The sequence below is a fragment of the Enterococcus sp. AZ101 genome (assembly GCF_050499005.1).
Classification (GTDB): domain Bacteria; phylum Bacillota; class Bacilli; order Lactobacillales; family Enterococcaceae; genus Enterococcus_L; species Enterococcus_L ureilyticus.
In genome coordinates this window covers 433864-451086 of the sequence record NZ_JBMHEZ010000003.1, presented here as the reverse complement: position 1 = coordinate 451086, position 17223 = coordinate 433864, and the positions used below count along the sequence as shown (strand labels likewise).

The 17223-nt window shown below is 36.3% G+C and carries 17 protein-coding genes; 15 read left to right on the top strand and 2 right to left on the bottom strand.

The genetic code is table 11. From position 1 onward, the window contains the following. Window positions 1-104: 104 nt before the first annotated feature. From IGJ50_RS16075 to IGJ50_RS16060, 4 genes are all read left to right on the top strand, one after another. Window positions 105-632 (top strand): HdeD family acid-resistance protein, encoded by a 528-nt coding sequence (locus tag IGJ50_RS16075; RefSeq protein ID WP_069639459.1) that lies wholly within the window; start codon window positions 105-107, stop codon window positions 630-632. Between the two features lie 18 nt (window positions 633-650). Then, window positions 651-1052, top strand: a complete 402-nt coding sequence (locus tag IGJ50_RS16070; protein WP_069639460.1) for a hypothetical protein — start codon at window positions 651-653, stop codon at window positions 1050-1052. Between the two features lie 118 nt (window positions 1053-1170). Then, window positions 1171-1959 carry an HNH endonuclease gene (locus IGJ50_RS16065; protein ID WP_207121130.1) on the top strand — a complete coding sequence of 263 codons (789 nt, stop codon included), beginning with the start codon at window positions 1171-1173 and terminating at the stop codon, window positions 1957-1959. A 127-nt stretch (window positions 1960-2086) separates the two neighbouring features. Further along, entirely contained in the window at window positions 2087-3178 is a 1092-nt protein-coding gene (locus IGJ50_RS16060) for a DUF5105 domain-containing protein (protein WP_069639462.1), read from the top strand. A gap of 86 nt (window positions 3179-3264) precedes the next feature. On the opposite strand, the gene IGJ50_RS16055 is transcribed toward IGJ50_RS16060, so the two are convergent. Next, window positions 3265-3462, bottom strand: a complete 198-nt coding sequence (locus IGJ50_RS16055) for a hypothetical protein (RefSeq protein ID WP_083244322.1) — start codon at window positions 3460-3462, stop codon at window positions 3265-3267. A 165-nt stretch (window positions 3463-3627) separates the two neighbouring features. On the opposite strand from IGJ50_RS16055, the gene IGJ50_RS16050 reads away from it, so the two are divergent. The 5 genes from IGJ50_RS16050 (at window position 3628) to dhaS (ending at window position 9395) form a co-directional block, all read left to right on the top strand. Then, window positions 3628-4206: a TMEM175 family protein gene (locus IGJ50_RS16050; RefSeq protein ID WP_429951433.1), complete on the top strand. Its 579-nt coding sequence runs from the start codon at window positions 3628-3630 to the stop codon at window positions 4204-4206. Between the two features lie 464 nt (window positions 4207-4670). Beyond that, entirely contained in the window at window positions 4671-6818 is a 2148-nt protein-coding gene (locus IGJ50_RS16045) for a hypothetical protein (RefSeq protein WP_429951431.1), read from the top strand. Between the two features lie 255 nt (window positions 6819-7073). Next, window positions 7074-7940 (top strand): ATP-binding cassette domain-containing protein, encoded by an 867-nt coding sequence (locus IGJ50_RS16040; RefSeq protein WP_429951429.1) that lies wholly within the window; start codon window positions 7074-7076, stop codon window positions 7938-7940. A gap of 11 nt (window positions 7941-7951) precedes the next feature. Next, on the top strand, window positions 7952-8713 hold the full coding sequence (locus IGJ50_RS16035; protein WP_069639467.1) for an ABC transporter permease: 762 nt from the start codon (window positions 7952-7954) through the stop codon (window positions 8711-8713). Window positions 8714-8846: 133 nt separating this feature from the next. After that, a complete protein-coding gene (gene dhaS / locus IGJ50_RS16030) occupies window positions 8847-9395 on the top strand; it encodes a dihydroxyacetone kinase transcriptional activator DhaS (RefSeq protein ID WP_069639468.1) in 549 nt (182 codons plus the stop codon). 43 nt (window positions 9396-9438) lie between these two features. On the opposite strand, the gene IGJ50_RS16025 is transcribed toward dhaS, so the two are convergent. Next, window positions 9439-10431, bottom strand: a complete 993-nt coding sequence (locus tag IGJ50_RS16025; protein WP_429951426.1) for a dihydroxyacetone kinase subunit DhaK — start codon at window positions 10429-10431, stop codon at window positions 9439-9441. Window positions 10432-10745: 314 nt separating this feature from the next. On the opposite strand from IGJ50_RS16025, the gene dhaK reads away from it, so the two are divergent. The 6 genes from dhaK (at window position 10746) to IGJ50_RS15995 (ending at window position 17118) form a co-directional block, all read left to right on the top strand. Then, window positions 10746-11729, top strand: a complete 984-nt coding sequence (gene dhaK, locus IGJ50_RS16020; RefSeq protein ID WP_429951424.1) for a dihydroxyacetone kinase subunit DhaK — start codon at window positions 10746-10748, stop codon at window positions 11727-11729. 75 nt (window positions 11730-11804) lie between these two features. Then, window positions 11805-12392 carry a dihydroxyacetone kinase subunit DhaL gene (gene dhaL, locus IGJ50_RS16015; protein WP_429951422.1) on the top strand — a complete coding sequence of 196 codons (588 nt, stop codon included), beginning with the start codon at window positions 11805-11807 and terminating at the stop codon, window positions 12390-12392. Further along, window positions 12385-12753: a dihydroxyacetone kinase phosphoryl donor subunit DhaM gene (gene dhaM, locus IGJ50_RS16010; RefSeq protein ID WP_429951420.1), complete on the top strand. Its 369-nt coding sequence runs from the start codon at window positions 12385-12387 to the stop codon at window positions 12751-12753. Before dhaL ends, dhaM begins: the two co-directional genes overlap by 8 nt. Before the next feature lie 24 nt (window positions 12754-12777). Beyond that, on the top strand, window positions 12778-13905 hold the full coding sequence (locus IGJ50_RS16005; RefSeq protein WP_069639473.1) for a glycerol dehydrogenase: 1128 nt from the start codon (window positions 12778-12780) through the stop codon (window positions 13903-13905). Between the two features lie 157 nt (window positions 13906-14062). Further along, a complete protein-coding gene (mprF, locus tag IGJ50_RS16000; RefSeq protein WP_429951417.1) occupies window positions 14063-16654 on the top strand; it encodes a bifunctional lysylphosphatidylglycerol flippase/synthetase MprF in 2592 nt (863 codons plus the stop codon). Window positions 16655-16785: 131 nt separating this feature from the next. Next, the gene (locus IGJ50_RS15995) at window positions 16786-17118 is read left to right on the top strand and encodes a hypothetical protein (RefSeq protein ID WP_207121137.1); all 333 of its coding nucleotides are present in this window, start codon (window positions 16786-16788) and stop codon (window positions 17116-17118) included. Window positions 17119-17223 lie beyond the last annotated feature (105 nt).

The window sequence follows — 17223 nt, the reverse complement described above, 5'->3', positions numbered from 1 at the left end:
TGAAAACATATATTTTTGTTATTTTTCAGACCTTTTGTTTTGACCCAACCTTTTTTTAGGAGTACCATAAAACTGTAAAAAGAATTAAAAAGGAGCGAGACACTATGAATGAAACAAGCAAGAAGGGTATTGACTGGGGTTCTTTGATTTTAGGGATTCTATTTGTTTTAACAGCATTACTATCTTTCCAAGACCCAGCAGGAAACTTAATTGCAATTGTGATGGTTTTTGCAGTATTTGCAATTGTGAAAGGGATTTTTGAAATATTAGTACGAAATAGAATGAAGGAATTAACAGGATATAAAGCCTATGCGCCAATTATTTTAGGTATCATCGATATTATTATAGGGATATATTTCCTATTTAACTTAAATATCGGTGTTGCAGCATTACCCTTTATTTTTGCGGTTTGGTTTATCCTAGACTCTGTTTTTGGACTTTTCGCTTTGGACTTAGCGAAATCAGTTAGTACTGGCTACTTCTGGTTTACATTAGTCGTTGATGTTTTGGGGATTATTTTAGGGATCATGTTATTAATGAATCCTTTATCTTCAGCATTAACATTAAGTTTTCTAGTTGGATTTTATTTTATGCTTTTTGGTATCACGCAAATTGTTTACGCATTTAGATAAGACGAGGAGGAACAAATAATGACAAATTATGCAGAAAAAGAAGTAAAATTGGTAGAAAAAATCGGTAAAGAAATGGATAAGTTAGACGTGACTCTTGGAAAAATGGAAGATACAGATAGCAAAATCAAACATTTTTATGAACAAGAAAAAGCGTTACATGAAATAAAATCAATTATCCGTAAAGAAAACAAGATCGAAAAAGAAGAGCAAAAAGCTCTTGATAAAGCAGTAGAAAATGCTGAAAACTGGATCGATGATCAAGATTCATTGGTTTATCAAATCAATGCTGAAATTGATAAATTAGACGCAACTTTAGGTAAAATCGATAGTGATGAAAGCAAAGTGAAAAGCTACTTGGAACAAAAGAAAGCCATTCATGAAATCAAAAAAATCATTAAAAAAACAGATGAATTAGGTTGATCGGTAGTATTTAACTGAATAGGAGTAAAAAGTAGGAGATGATCTGGTAAGGATTGTCCCCTACTTTTTTGTAGTATAAAATACGTTATAATAGAAAAAAATATAAGGGAATGACACTATGAACTATCATCGTTTCAAACAACCAAAAGCTTATTGTCCAAAATGTTCTAGAAAAGTAGATTTACTTTGTTCAGAAGAATCGTCAGACATGCCGCAGTTTTATATTTGCTTTAAATGTAAAATGGTTGGGCAATTTAGTGTAGGCGAATTACCAACAAATAAATTTTCTGTCTTCTCTACCGAAAGAAAAAAAGAAATCCAAGAAATGATTGAAGATATTCCTGATAAATATATTTATAAAGCCAAAGGCAGTCAATTACGTTTAGAAGAAAAATCCGATACCTATACAAGGCGTTGGTTAAGTCTTTATGAATATGAAAAAGCATTTGGTGAAGCTTTAGGATATGAAACGATTGATTTTAGAGAAGATACTCATTTGTGTAAATGGTGCAATCAACCGTTAGAAGGTCGCAGAAGATCATTTTGTTCTGATCGCTGCAGCCGTAGTTATGGGAAAGCAACCTTTTTCAAGCGGGGGATCTCAACTTTACCGTATAGAATTGCTAGTAGAGATCAGTTTTACTGTAGAGTAACGGGGGCAGATTTAGCCATTACGAATCGAATGGATGTCAGAATTCCAGCAAGCAATCAGCAAATGGAAATCCATCATTTAATCTTCGTAGCACAAGGCGGCAGCGATCATGAAAGCAATCTGATAACAGTTTCTAAACAAGTTCATAAAGATTATCATAAAGGTGTTTCTTATGCTGTTCAAGCAATTGAAAAAATCAAAAATCAACAAATGTTGTCTTACCGAGATAAGATGTACTCAATCGAAACCAAATAAGACGAGATTCACAAAATCAAGTTAAATTCTCAAAAAATTAGACTAATTCTAAGATTTTTGAGATAAAATGACCTTCTTACTATAGTAAAATGAAATAGATGTAAAATAAATGTTAGAGGGAGAATACATGAAAAAGTTAGGATTAGTATTTTTGTCAGCGGTTGCTATCATTTCATTAGCGGCGTGTGGGGGAACTGGGTCTGCTAAAAAAGATGGAGACGACAGTAAGACAGAAAAGAAAGCATCAAAATCTAAAATTGCTTCTATTTCAATCGATGAAGGCGAATATGTCGTGCCAAAAGAAGAGGAAGCAGAAGATGGGGAAGGTTTTCTTGCGTTAAAAGTAACGATCAAAAATGAAACAGATAAAAGTTTAGACATGAGCGCAACGGATATTATGCTTTATGACGAAGACGATAGCAAGATCGAAGCATTGAGTCTTTATCTAGATGAAAGTAAAACACCACTTCTTGCTTATGAAAAAATTTCTGGTAAGAAAAGCAAGACAGGTTATATTGTATTTCCTGTAGAAAAAGAAGCAAAATACAAACTACATTTTGAACCTAGAATTTATGAAATCGAGAAAGAATCAAAACCAATTATTCTTGATGTTGATGCCTCTGAATACAAAGATCATAGTGAAGATGCTAAGAAAGCTGCAACAGCTTTTGTTGATGAAGTCTTTTTAGCAACTGAAAACAAGGACTATAACGAACTTGTTGCCAATGATCGTGATGCAGCGGTCAAAACCTTTGATGAAAACTTCAACAAAGCAATCAAGAAAAAATTCTACGATTATAAAGTAACAGACGAAGAAGGCTTAGCGTTAGCTAAAGTCTTTAGAGAAGACAATGCCAAAGTCGCTACTGTTGAATACGAAGTTGCTTCGTACTTCCCTGATGCAGCTGAAGTAACAGTAAACATGGAAGGCTTATCATTCAATGAAATGAAGGATGATATGGAGGCTGTGAATAAAGAGTACTACGATGCGCATGTAGATCAAGACTACGATGAAAGAAGTAAAGCGGCTCAAAAAGCTGAGCTTGATAAACTTCCTGAAATCTTCAAAAATACAAAGCCGGTCAGCATTGATGATTATAGCGATGGATTTAAAGTAATCATGAAGAAAAAAGACGACAAATGGGAGATTCAGACAAAAGGTACACTGAACTACTTCGATAGTTTTGAACAAGCTTTCCGTGGCGATATTAGTAAATAAATAGAAAAACCGATTTAGTTCCACTGGGAACTAAATCGGTTTTATTTATTTATCATAAACCTAAAAAGCTGAGTTGTTGATGACGTTTAATAGTACCTACGATGATTTGACGGACCTGAAATCATACGAACTAACCAAACTGCAATTGCGACAGGAATCATAATCTTAATCGCAAGCCATAGTAGACCGCCTAAAAGGCCAAGTACGATGCTTAAAATAATACTCCCTACGAAAAATAACCCAATTACTATTAATATATTCATGACCATTGATTGTTGTCTCATTGTTAAAACCTCCATTTTTTTCTCTCGTTGTCTATGAATAAAGTATAGCAAGAATTTTTGCTCAAGAAATCCACCTTTAGGCTGATTTTCTCTCCATCTTTAGGCGGGCAGAATTATTGCATTTACTTAAAAAGGACGTAAAATGAAAATGGGGAGATGAAGGACATGTCAAAATCAAGACTAGAAGCGTTTACGGATGCCGTTATCGCGATCGTGATGACGATTTTAGTGTTAGAATTACATCAACCGACAACGGATACCTTAGCTGGTTTAGTCGGAATAGAAAAAAAGTTGTTTATCTACATTGTCAGCTTCGTGATGCTGGCAATCTATTGGAATAACCATCATCATATGTTTCAGCTTGTAAAAAAAATCGATGGACGCGTTCTTTGGGCAAACAATTTTTTTATTTTTACTTTAACACTAGTTCCATTTGCTACTGCTTGGGCAGGGGATTTTATCGATAGTCTAGTGCCGCAAATAACATACGGACTGATGGTTCTTTTAGCGAATATTTCCTATTTGGTATTAACGAGAGAGCTAATACGAATAAATGGGAGTGACGCGCCATTAGGTGAATTGTTCCAACGCTATAATAAATCCTATATAACAATTTTTCTAAATGTCTTAGGGTTACTCTTAGGTTGGCTGATCCATCCTTATTTTGTGTTGGTTGTAAATATTGGCATTTTGATCATGTGGATCATTCCAGATCGGCGAATTGAAAAACAATATAAAAAGTGATATTGCTAAAATATTTTTAATTAAAAAAGGTGAGATAAAACTATTTTTAAGTTTTGTCTTATTTTTTTATTTTAAAATATACATATAACTAGAAAAATAGCGTGTTATTCTCATTTATTTCGAATATTAAGACATTTTATGAAAACAAATTCGGTTGTTTTTAGGGTAAAATTAGAAATGATTGTTTAAAAAAGAACGTAATAAACATAGAATTATAAAAAGGATGTAGAGGGGATTGACACATTAGTAGTTTCTGCGTTACTGATGGTATTCAAATCCGAATAAACTGGTGCTGTGGGAATCATTTTGCCAATAAATGACCTATTCAATCTGATCTGCTTTTATGTAAAGTGGATGGTTTTGATTGTCAAAGTGAAACATAGACTCCAGCCTCTTTGATTATGAAAAGGGTATTTTTAAATAAAAAGGCAAGTTACAAGTAAAAAAGGGGCCGGTTAGTACATATGGAAAAGTTGAATCTTACAAAAAATACAACAGGAAATAAGAAGGTTTTTTTACGAAAAGAAATAGAAGCCAATCGTTTAGGGGAAGAGCTTTATGCAGATGATGTACTGAGTCAGTATTCTGTTTACCTACTAAGAAAATTTGAAGTATCGACAGATTACGAACAACCAGAGCAATTTGAAGCATTATTAGAAGATTTACCAGAACAGTTTAATCACGAGTTTGAAGATTGTGTTGCAAAAAATCTCTATGTAAGAGTGACGCAAAAGGCTGTCTATGTTACGTTATTACTTGCATTAGCACATCCACTCAGCAAACTGCAAATCAGTGATTTACGTACGTGGATCAGTAGCTTAGAAGTGCCAGAGTTACCTTTAAAGCATCGCTCTGCTTTTTCGGAAGAAGTGCCGATTGAAATGGTCAAAGGATTGCAGGAAACGAATAGTGAAGTCTTACTTTTAACCGAGATGATGAATCAATTTAGTGAGAATTTGAATGATATTTACAAAGAAATCCAGACGGTTAAAGATAAGAGAACACCACCAGTGGTCAAAGTAGTGCAAAGCAAAGTCGCAGCCAAAGAAGCTTTGGAAACAGCCAATGCGAAACAATTAAAAATAGTCGATGAAAAAATTGGACAATTAGCAGAAGAATTTTCGACATTTAGAGCGGCTGTCACTGAAAAGCTGAGATCAATACCAAAATCTAAGACACCACCGAAATTTAAGATTACCTTTGGTCCAGGAGAAGAAGCTGGTCCAACGGTAGAAACACGCTTAGAAGAAGCAATACAAACAATTGAATTGTTAACACAAAGAATAAACAGTTCAGATCAGAAAGTCACAGAACTAAATCAAATCATTGAAAAAAACAAACAAGAAAAAGGCCCTAGGCTAAATTTTTCTATCGCTAAAAAAGCCAGTGATGAGCAGATTAAATTAGTAGATAAAGTAGAAAAAACAGGCGAAAAAGTCACCACTATTGCGCAGCAGCTACAACAAATCAATGATAAATTGAACACGGTGGAGTCAAGCGTTTTAGAGGTCAAGCCAGATGCTGAGGCTTTAGCAAGGATAGAACAAGATCATGGTCAATTACAAGAAACAGCATCCGAAACAATAAAACTAAACCAAGTGATTGATCAGCTAACAAAGAAACTACAAACAGTAGAGACAGAATTGACAACAGTAAAAACAGAAAAGAAAAAAGTTCCTACAGTAAAACTGACAAAAAGTGATTCAGCGAAAAAATTAGCTGAACAACACCAAAAAGATCAGGAGCAATTAAAATCAAATGCGACAGAAATTAAAAAATTAACTCAAACAGTTGGGAAAGTCGATGTCCAATTGATCAAAGCGCATCAAAAAATTGCTGAATTAGAACAAAAAATGCGCCGAACAGCACAAGCGGTAGAGGTACCAGTAGCTAAAAAAGAACCCATTGTAGCCGTTCAAGAGGCTTCTGTACCAAGTTCAGACAAGATAATGATTGGACCACCAGCACCGCCAGTAAAACCTGTGGCGACATCGCCAAAACCTATTGCACAAACAAATAGAAGTTTTCCATCAAAAGAGACTTTCTTACAAGCGAATAGACCAGTGAAACCTGTTGAAGATGTGGTAGAAGAGCGACCGACGGTTACCTTGGCGATTGAAGAAATGCTTGATCGTGTGTCAGAAAAGCATCCCCAAGCAACAGAAACGAAAAGTCCATGGACATTGGAAGAAGGCTATCACAATAGCAATCCTTCTCAAGAGGCGCAAGGGTCGTCTTTACGTCGCTTGAAAAAATTAGAGTGGGATATCCATTCATTTTTCCAACAGGGACGAGGAATGGGACATAAAGGCATGCTACCAAAAGCTGATTTTTATGCGAATATCCGAAAAATCGAAGTTTTACCTTATTTATGGGCGTCTGTATATGAACGAGAGAAGAAAGATATCCTATTAGGAAATGAGTTAAGCAGCCAACAGCTGATTGAGGATTTGAATGAATTTCTAGAAGAGATCGAGGTCTTATCTAAGAAACGAAAAGTTATGGGCAAGTGGATCTATTGTCCAAAAGATGTTGAGCAAAAAATGGAAGGCTACAAACTTTTTAGTGAATATCTGGAAACGTACTTGGCGCGTCAAAATGAAGGACAATAAGTGATAAACCATGAACTGAGGATGACTCCTTTTTAGTCGTTCTCAGTTTTTTCTTAATAAATTAAAGAAAGTTGGATTGTTTTTATGTAAATATAAGTATAAATCCATTTTTATGATAATAGTAAAACGTTTTCACCTATAATTAGTTTCCATAAGGAATAAAAAACATGATAAACTATTATTGTTAGTCTTTTATTATATTTAAGGTGATTATATTAGTAAAAAAGACAACATAAAAAAATAAAGGAGTTTACTATGGAAATTAAAGTAAGGGATTTAGTTATGCGCTATGGTCGTGCAGAAGTTTTGAACATTCGTTCATTGGACTTTGAAAAAGGCACATCCTATGGTTTAGTTGGTCACAATGGTGCGGGTAAAACAACATTATTCAAGTGTATGACCAACATCATCGCCAATTACCAAGGAGATATTTCAATCGACGGTATTACTGTGAAACAACATAATGAAGTGTTGTTAAATGTGGGAATCGTATTAGATGGGATGTCAGTCTATTCAAATCGTTCAGGTTGGTTCAATATCCAATATTTTTCTGGATTACGAGGTAATTTTGACGAAGAGAAAGCCAGAGATTTAGCCAGAGAATTAGATTTGTTCGCTGTGTTGGATCAAAAAGTAAAAAGCTATTCTTACGGTATGCAGAAAAAATTGATTTTATTGATTGCCTTGATGCATACGCCGGAAGTCTTGATTTTAGATGAACCGTTTCGTGGTTTAGATATCGATACCGTTAAATGGTTTAAACAATACTTGAAACACTTGACGGAACAAGGGTTAACTTTGGTGATTTCCAGTCATGTCCAAAATGATTTAGAAGCATTATGCGATATCGTCTATGTGATCGATCGTGGTCGAATTTCAGAAACCATTGATCTTAATGCTGAAAAAGAAAAACAAATTCGTCGTATCGATACAACAAATAATGACCGTTTGAAAGAAATTTTAGATGAAGTGAATTATTACTATCAAGTGGATGAAGAAGGCGGCGTGAAGTTGGATATCTCTGATGAGCGCTGGATTCTTGTGAAGCAACACTTGACGGCAGAATCGATTGAAATTTCCGAATTATCTAAAGTGAAAATTTTAGATGAGAAATTGAATTAGGAGGGGCGATAATGACTGGAAAACTGATTTTTAAAATGGAGTTATTTAAATTTTTACGAGATAAAAGCTTTTTGATTACTGCTGGAGTTATTGGCGTTTTAAATATTGTTTTAACACTCTTTTCATTGAGTATGGCATCGAGCTTCTCAGATACATATTATGAGTCAAGTTCAGCGGCGTCAATGGTAGGGACAATGGCATTTGTTAGTGTGATCGTAGTGTTTGGTAATATTATTTTTGCTTATGTCTACCCATTTCATATGATTTCGATGGATTATAAGAATAATGTGATGGCGATGATGGTAGCATCAGGTGTTAATCGCCGAAAATTATTCTTTGCTAAAGTGGGTGCCATTTTTATCTGTACGCTTGTATTGATGTTGATGATCACACTGATTCCTGCGATTTTATTTTTGATTAAGCTAACTCAACTGGATGGCTGGGATAGTTTTGTAGATGGGTTTAATTCTGTCTTTTACTATACAGACTTGAGCTTTGGGAAATTTATTTTTTCAGGTTTACTTGGCTATTTAAATATGTTGATGGTGATTGCCACTTCTTGTATCATCATGAAAGGCAAAAATCTTTCATTTCTACTATTTATCGGATTTAATATTCTAAGTAGTTTAGTGACTGGGATTTTAAATACGATTGCGTACTCATTTGATTTTAGTGCAACAGGAAGCTATATTTTCCAATTATTCCTGACAATTATTTCCATTGTTGTATTTGGCTATATTTCTTTAAGAACGTTAGAAAGACAAAATTTGTAAATATTATTTAAAGCTAAAGCTAGGCATGAAACTCTAGTTTTAGCTTTTTTTATTTGAGGATAGGATGATTGATTTTCTAAATGCAAATTAACTGGTACAATAAAAGGACTAAAGAAACTAAAGGTGCAGATAGATGACAGGATCATTGATCACAAAAAAGAAAATTGCGAAGGTCTTTAAACAACTTGTTGCGGATATCGGTTTTGAAAAAGTGACGATCGCAAAAATCATGAAGGAAAGTAATATGCGTCGCCAGACGTTTTATGATCATTTTCAAGATAAATATGATTTGGCGGACTGGATTTTCCGACAAGAGGCAATCGAGAAAATCGAAGATAATTTAGCTTACGAAGGTTGGCAGTTTATTGTAGAGAATTTATTTGTTTACTTTGAGGAAAATCAGGTTTTTTATCGCAGGATTCTGACTTTTGAAGGACAAAACTCCTTTCAAGAGTATTATACGCAACATTTAAAAGCCTTGATTCGCCAAGTTTTAGTCGTCAAAAAGGAAACAGATGAAGGGCTAGAGGAAGTAGATCGTTTATTTTTGGAAGAATTTTATGCGAATGCATTTGTGTCATTAACGACTAAATGGATTATTGAAGGTTGTAAGATTGATTCACATCGTTTTGCGAAACAAATGAAAACTGCTTTTTTAATAGGCTTTGAAGAAAGACAATGAATAACAGCATGTAAGTGGAATTATGCCGTTGTTCATTGTCTGTTTATCTCCAACCAAAGGCGTCAGTCGGAATACGTAAATAATCTAGCCATTTATCGTCTTTGATTGCTAATAAAGTTAAAGAAAGACCATTTGTATTATATGCAGTTAAGAAATTGCCCATTCGTTTATAGACTACCTGAATGTCTTCAATGTCCATTAATTGTTGAACATCATTCATAAAAACACCAAGTTCTAGTAAGGGAGTGCTGCCTAGTCCGTTCACTAATACAGCTACTTGGGTCAGGTCTTTTTTTGCGTATTGTTGTTTTAATTTATTGACCAACTCAATAGCGATTCGTTCAGATGATTGCATCGTTTCGATACGGTAACCAGGCTCTCCGTGAATCCCGATACCAAAATACATTTCATCTTCTGCTAACTCATATTGTTGAGGAATGACTCCAATAGGAGAGGCGGGTGAAAAAGCAACACCTAATGTTTTGATCAGCGGTATCAGCTTTTCCCCTAAGGATTGGAGTTCATCTAGAGATTTTCCTTGCGATGCAGCAGCGCCCAAAATCTTATGAACCAAAACAGTTCCAGCTACACCGCGACGTCTTTTTTTTAATGTACCACTTTCGATGGAACAATCATCATCTACTATTACATGAGCGATTGTTAGCCCTTTTGCTTTAGCTAGACGTTCAGCTTCTAGAAAACGTGCTAAATCCTTTTCAAAATTTTTGATGATCAGTAAAGTACCTTGCCCATTGTAGGTTTCTTCGATAGCTTGAAGAATTTCAGAGCTGGCAGGCGGCTCGAAAATAGTCCCCATTACCGCACAATCCAACATATTCTCACCGATGTAGCCAACGTGAGCAGGCTCATGCCCACAACCACCTCCGCTAATCAAAACGACTTTATTTTTAGAGATTGTTTTTTTAGTAACGATGCCAGTTTGTTTGTGCCAAATTAATGTGTCGTTATATGTATAGGTAAGTCCAGCTAATGCTTGCTGACGAATCTGTCCGCTGGAATTAATTAACTGTTTCATTGAGCCTCTGCCCCTTTTCAATAATATCTGTTTTCATTATACGCTGTATTCTATTTGAAAACTATAATCTTTAGGTAGAATAAAATGAAAGCGGACACATTTTGTAGTTTGTCCGTTGCAACATTTTGCATATGCGAGTATTGTAAACGTATACAATAAGTAGAAGCGCAGCAGGCTCGTCTAACTCCGACAGAAAAACAGGAAAATATGAAGGTAGTGATTGTTGGCCACAATATATGATCATCTTTTTCTCGAGAGGCTAATTAAGACGAAATTGGTGTCACTAAAGCATAGGCATAATAGGAGGGAATACCATGAAAAAAATTATTAACCAAGCACAAAATGTCGTGCCAGAAATGGTCCAAGGCTTTATCCGAGCGCATCATGAAATGATCGAGCAAATTCCAGAAACATTTGTATTGAAGCAAAAAGAAATTGGTAAGCAAGTTGCCTTGATCAGCGGTGGTGGCAGTGGACATGAACCAGCTCATGCCGGATTTGTCGGATCAGGTATGCTGCAAGCCGCGGTTTGCGGTCAAGTTTTCACATCCCCAACACCAGACCAGATTCTTGAGGGAATCAAAGCGATTGATCAGGGTGAAGGTGTTGTAATGATCGTCAAAAACTATTCGGGCGATATCATGAATTTTGATATGGCTAAAGATTTAGCAGAAATGGAAGATATCAAAGTAGGCACAGTTGTCGTGGATGATGATATCGCAGTTGAAGATAGTACGTATACTCAAGGAAAACGTGGGGTAGCTGGAACTATTTTGGTTCATAAAATTCTAGGTGCGGCAGCACGCAAAGGCGCATCTGTAGATGAGTTAGTCGACTTAGGAGAACGTGTTGTCAAGAATATTAAAACGATTGGTGTTGCTTTAACTGGTGCAACAGTACCTGAAGTTGGAAAACCTGGTTTTGTTTTAGGCGATGATGAGATTGAATTTGGGGTTGGAATTCACGGTGAGCCTGGTTATAAACGAGAAAAAATCAAACCTTCTAAGGCGATGGTGGAAGAATTGATTTCAAAATTAGCTGCAGCTTTCCAATGGAAAAAAGGGGAAAAGTTCGCCATTTTAGTGAACGGCTTAGGCGGAACACCATTGATGGAACAATACATTTTTTATAATGATGCGATGCGCTTATTAGACAATGAAGGAATCAAAATTTCTTTTTCAAAGGTTGGGAATTATATGACCTCATTGGAAATGGCAGGGATTTCTATCACGTTATTAAAAATAGAAGCTGATTGGGTAGAAGCTCTGAATGAAGAGGTTAATACAGTAGCATGGTAATGATTTAGCGTTATTTTGTTAAAGCTTATTAGACGGTTCGCTGTATTATTAGTTTGAAAAATAGGAGGAATGACCATGTTTACAATAGATAACTCAAAAAAAGCACTACAATTATTTAAAGAGAAAATCGATCAAAATAAAGATTATTTAAGTGAACTAGATACACCGATCGGAGATGGCGATCATGGAAATAATATGGCTCGTGGGATGGAAGCGGTAAGTGAGAGCTTGCAGAATAAAGAAACTGCAAGTGTTCAAGATGTTTTTAAATTGACTGCGATGGCGTTGATCAGTAAAGTTGGCGGTGCTTCTGGTCCGCTATACGGAACTGCAATGATGGAAATGGCAAAAGCTGCGGCAACAACATCCGATGTGTTGCCGATTTTAGAAGCTGGTTTAGCTGGTATTGAAAAAAGAGGAAATAGTCAGCCCGGTGAAAAGACGATGCTAGACGAATGGGCACCAGCACTTGCAGCAATCAAGGAGAACAAATTAACCGAAGCAACATTGGAATCCGCTGTAGAAGCAACAAAGGATATTGTGGCGACAAAAGGTCGCGCTTCATATGTAGGGGAGCGATCCATCGGCCATATCGATCCAGGAGCGATGTCCAGTATGTATTTCTTTCAATCTTTAATGGAAGCAGGTGTGATTGATGAATAATGGTGTAGTAATTGTGTCACATGTCAAAGAAATCGGCGAAGGAGTCGATCGTTTGATCCAAGAAGTGGCAAAAGATGTGCCAATCACTGTCGCAGCAGGATTAGATCAAGGTGAGGTTGGAACATCATTTGAAAAAATCATGGATGCATTTGAAAAGAATCCTGCGCCAACTCTATTTGCATTTTACGATTTAGGCAGCGCAAAAATGAATTTAGAAATGGCTATCGATATGACAGAAAAAGAAGTGTTATTATTTGATACAGCATTAGTAGAAAGCGCATATACAGCGGCAGCGTTGTTACAAGTAAACACACCGATCGAAGCGATAAAGGAGCAGCTAGCCCCTTTAAAAATAAAATAAGTTAAAGGATAGGAGTTTATACACATGAGAAAAGCGTTTATTAGTCCAGCAAAATACGTTCAAGGTGAAGATGAGTTATTGAATTTAGGTTACTTTGTCACAACTTTTGGGAAAAAAGCTTTACTGATCGCTCATGCAGATGATGTAAATCGTGTAAAAGATAAACTGGATAAAACGGCAGAAACATTTGCTATTTCCTTTGTTGAAAGTAATTTTCATGGAGAAGCTTCAAGGGTAGAAGTTGCTCGTTTGCAAAAAGTAGCTGAGGAGAATGCCTGTGATTGTATAATCGGTCTTGGTGGTGGTAAAGCCATTGATACGGCGAAATGTGTAGCACAAGGGCATAACTTGATCATTGTTCCAACAATTGTAGCAACGGACGCGCCAACGAGTCACTCAGCTGTTCTTTATACCGAAGAAGGTCAATTCGATGACTATGCTTATTTTGTTCAAAGTCCAAGTGTCGTTTTGATAGATACAGTAGTGATTGCGAATGCACCAACACGTTTTCTAGTTTCTGGTATGGGAGATGCCTTATCCACTTATTTTGAAGCAAGAGCAACACATAATTCTTATTCTAATGTAAATGCAGGATTGCCTTGTGGTGCACGTGAAGGGGTCTGTCCCCCAGCTAAAGGAACCAATACAGCCTTGGCATTAGCGAAATTATGTTATGAAACGATTTTAGAGGATGGTTTGAAGGCAAAGGAAGCTTCAGATAATAATGTGGTAACACCTGCCTTAGAAAATATTATTGAAGCAAATATCTTACTTTCAGGTTTAGGGTTTGAAAGTGCAGGACTTGCAGCAATCCATGCGATTCATGATGGCTTGACTGTTTTACATGATGCACATGGCGCAACACATGGCGAAAAAGTAGCGTTCAGCACGATTTGTCAGTTGATTTTAGAAAATGCACCAAAAGCGGAATTATATGAAGTATTGGATTTTGCTTTGTCGATCGGGTTACCAGTTTGCTTAGCCGATTTAGGGGTGAAGGAAATCTCAGATGCTGAGCTAACAGAAGTTGCTGAAAAATCATGTATTCCAGAAGAATCGATTCATTCAATGCCATTTCCGATTACTGTGGATCAAGTGAAAGCAGCAATTATTGTGGCCGATAAGATTGGGCAAGAGTATAAGAACAAATAGGATCACCCGTTTGAAACAGTTGTTAAGCTTGGATAGTGAAGCTTAACAACTGTTTTTGTGTATAAATCAAGGATTTCAAGAGTGAAACTGGAAAAACAATCGGTTATAAGATAACATATAAAAGAAAACTCTTAAATTATATAAAGGTGGTGAGCAGATGAAAAATCGATTGAATCAATTATTTCATTGGATGAAAGAACACAGCTTATTATTAAAGCTGATATTTCTTGGCTCAGTCTTGATTTTCGTAGCCAATCAAGTGACACATATCGTGCAGGGAATGACTTGGCAGGATGTTTTTCAGACAATGGGGCAGCAAAGTCGTTTTCGAATTATCGGAATGATTTTAGCGGGCTTACTTGGGGTTTTACCAATGCTTTTATATGATTTAGTAGTGGTGAAAGTCCTAGAAGAACAAGGGAAGCCGAAAATGAATCGTTGGGAATGGTTTGTCTCTGCCTGGGTCACAAATACGATCAATAATCTTGCCGGTTTTGGCGGTGTCGTTGGTGCGACGTTGCGGGCCAATTTTTATGGCAAGGAAGCGCCACGTAAAAAAGTTGTTGCGACCGTTTCTAAAGTAGCGTTGTTTATGATTTCTGGTCTATCTATCTTAGCCTTTGTAGCATTTATCGATATTTTTTTTATTCGACCAGATAGTCTATTCAGGGAGTATTGGGTTTGGCTACTTGCTGGAAGTTTGATCGCACCAGCATTGTTGCTATTTGCGCAGTTAAAGAAGTATACGTTGTTTAAAGATTTTTTTCCGAAAGGGATTTTTCTTTTGTTCGGGGCTTCCTTTGGACAATGGCTAGGTGCGATGTTTGTCTTTTTAAGTGTGGGTGCGTTGATGCAAGTGGATGTCTCGTTACTTTCTGTTTACCCAATGTTTGTGATTGCCACGTTGATTGGCATGTTGACCATGGTTCCAGGGGGGATGGGTACGTTTGATGTGTTGATGATTTTAGGTCTTTCACAATTAGGGGTGGGGCAATCAACTGCAGTTGTTTGGTTGATTTATTATCGTTTATTCTATTATGTCCTCCCGTTTATTACTGGAATTATTTTATTTATCCATCAAACAGGCATTAAGATCAATCGTTTTTTTGACAATTTACCACAGATTTTTTCACAGAAAGTAGCCCATTTTATTTTAGTAGCGGCTCTGTATTTTGCGGGAATCATGATGGTTTTATTGTCTACGATCACGAACTTATCCAACGTTAGTCGATTGTTTAAATTTTTATTGCCATTTTCCTTTGACTTTTTAGACCAAACGTTTAATATGTTGATCGGTTTTTTACTTTTAGGTTTAGCGAGAGGGATTTCAATGAAAGTGAAAAAAGCGTACTGGCCAACGATTGGATTATTGATTTTTGGTATTATCAATACAATTTCTCGGACAGCCTCTTGGCAGTTGATTCTGGTTTATCTCGTGATTCTTTCAGCCGTTTTTTTAGCAAGGAAAGAGTTTTATCGAGAAAAATTTGTTTATTCTTGGGGGGCTCTTGCCGTTGATGGGGTTTTGTTTAGCTTTTTGTTTATCATTTATGCGGTTGCGGGCTATTATAGTTCTCATCCGGATAAAGCAGGACCATTGCCACATATGTTCTTATTATTTCCATCGGATGATGTGTGGTTTTCAGGACTACTAGGGTTAGGGATCTCAATGATCGGCTTGATCACGCTATATCAATACTTAGCTGAGACTTCAAAGCGGTTAGGGAATTCTTATCAAGGCGAGCGTTTAACAACGTTGATCACTAAATATGGAGGGACACAAGGCAGTCATCCGTTACATTTAAAAAATTATTCCTATTATTATTATCAAGAAAACGGTGAAGATGAAGTCTTATTTGCTTATCAAGTCAAGGCCAACAAATGTTTTGTACTGGCAGATCCGATCGGCAATCAGGAAAAATGGGCACAAGCGACACTAGCGTTTATGGATGCAGCTGATTTGCTTGGCTATCAAGCCGCTTTTTATCGAGTAAGCGAAAAATATACAATGCTTTTACATGATTTAGGCTTTGAATTTATGAAAGTTGGAGAGGAAGGAATCGTTGATTTTGCAAGTATCGAGTCAACACCACTTTCTTTGGCAACAAATAGTATGGAATTACAGCATTTAACTAATTTAGGGTATACATTTACAATGTATCGTGAACCTGTTTCAGATGAGGTGTTTCAAGAACTAGCTCGTGTGTCAGATGACTGGTTAGGGTCACAGCGGGAACGTAATTTTGTCGGCGGTCGTTTTGACAGAGCATATTTAGATTTAAGTGATCTTGGTGTATTGCGAAATGAGGGCCATGAAGTGATCGGCTTTATCACGGCAAAGCCAATCGTTCAGCATCGTAAAATGTCTTATGATTTGTTGCGTTATGTTGAAGCGGCGCCAAAGCCTGTGACCGATTATTTATTGACGCATTTTATTGCAGAGTATCAAAAACGCGGCTATGATTCTGTGGATCTAGGTGCAGCTCCGTTATCAAATGTTGGGGAAACAAAATACTCGTTTTTAAATGAGCGATTGATTAACATTTTTTATAAGTATGGGGATCAAATGTACGGCTTCAAAGACACCAGAAAAGAGAAAGAGCAATATGTGACAACGTGGGAATCTAGATATTTTGCTTACTCCAAACAAAGCAATGTGTTATTTGCCATTATCCAGTTGGCTTTGTTGATTGAACGAAGCAAAGGAAAAGTAGTTTCTTTGGTAGAAGAGGTAATGGTCGGATCATAACTATAAAATAGAAAAGCTGAGAACAACGCCAGAGTAGGTTTTGTTCTCAGCTTTTTAAGTCTCAAGTTCCTCTAGTAAAAAAATGTAGATAGCGTATAATAATTAGAAAAGGTATACTGGAGGTTTTTGAGATGACGATTGAACGGGTGAGTGTCAGCACTAAAGCTGAATTAGCTGTAGAATTAGCTAAACAGACAGATGAAATTATCGTTGTAGGGGATTTTAGTCAAAACATCGCAGAAATCAAAAAAGGACAGCTAAATGATACTGAAATGATGGGATTTGCCATTGGTAGTGGTGGAGTCGGTACTTTAGTAGAGTATGGAGCGAACAAATTGCTGGATGTTTTTGATCCGGCTACAAAAGAAGACAAAAAAATCCGTAAACAAATTGAACGGTTATACACGATTAAGCGTTTAACAACAGATTCATTTTTACTACATTTGAAACAATTAGACTATTAAAAATAGAAGAAGCCAAAGAATCAGTTTTTTGCTGTTTACAGTCTTTTTATATAAAAAGGGTAGCTCTAGTTTAATAAGCTGGTTTGGGAGAAATTTCAGCATAGC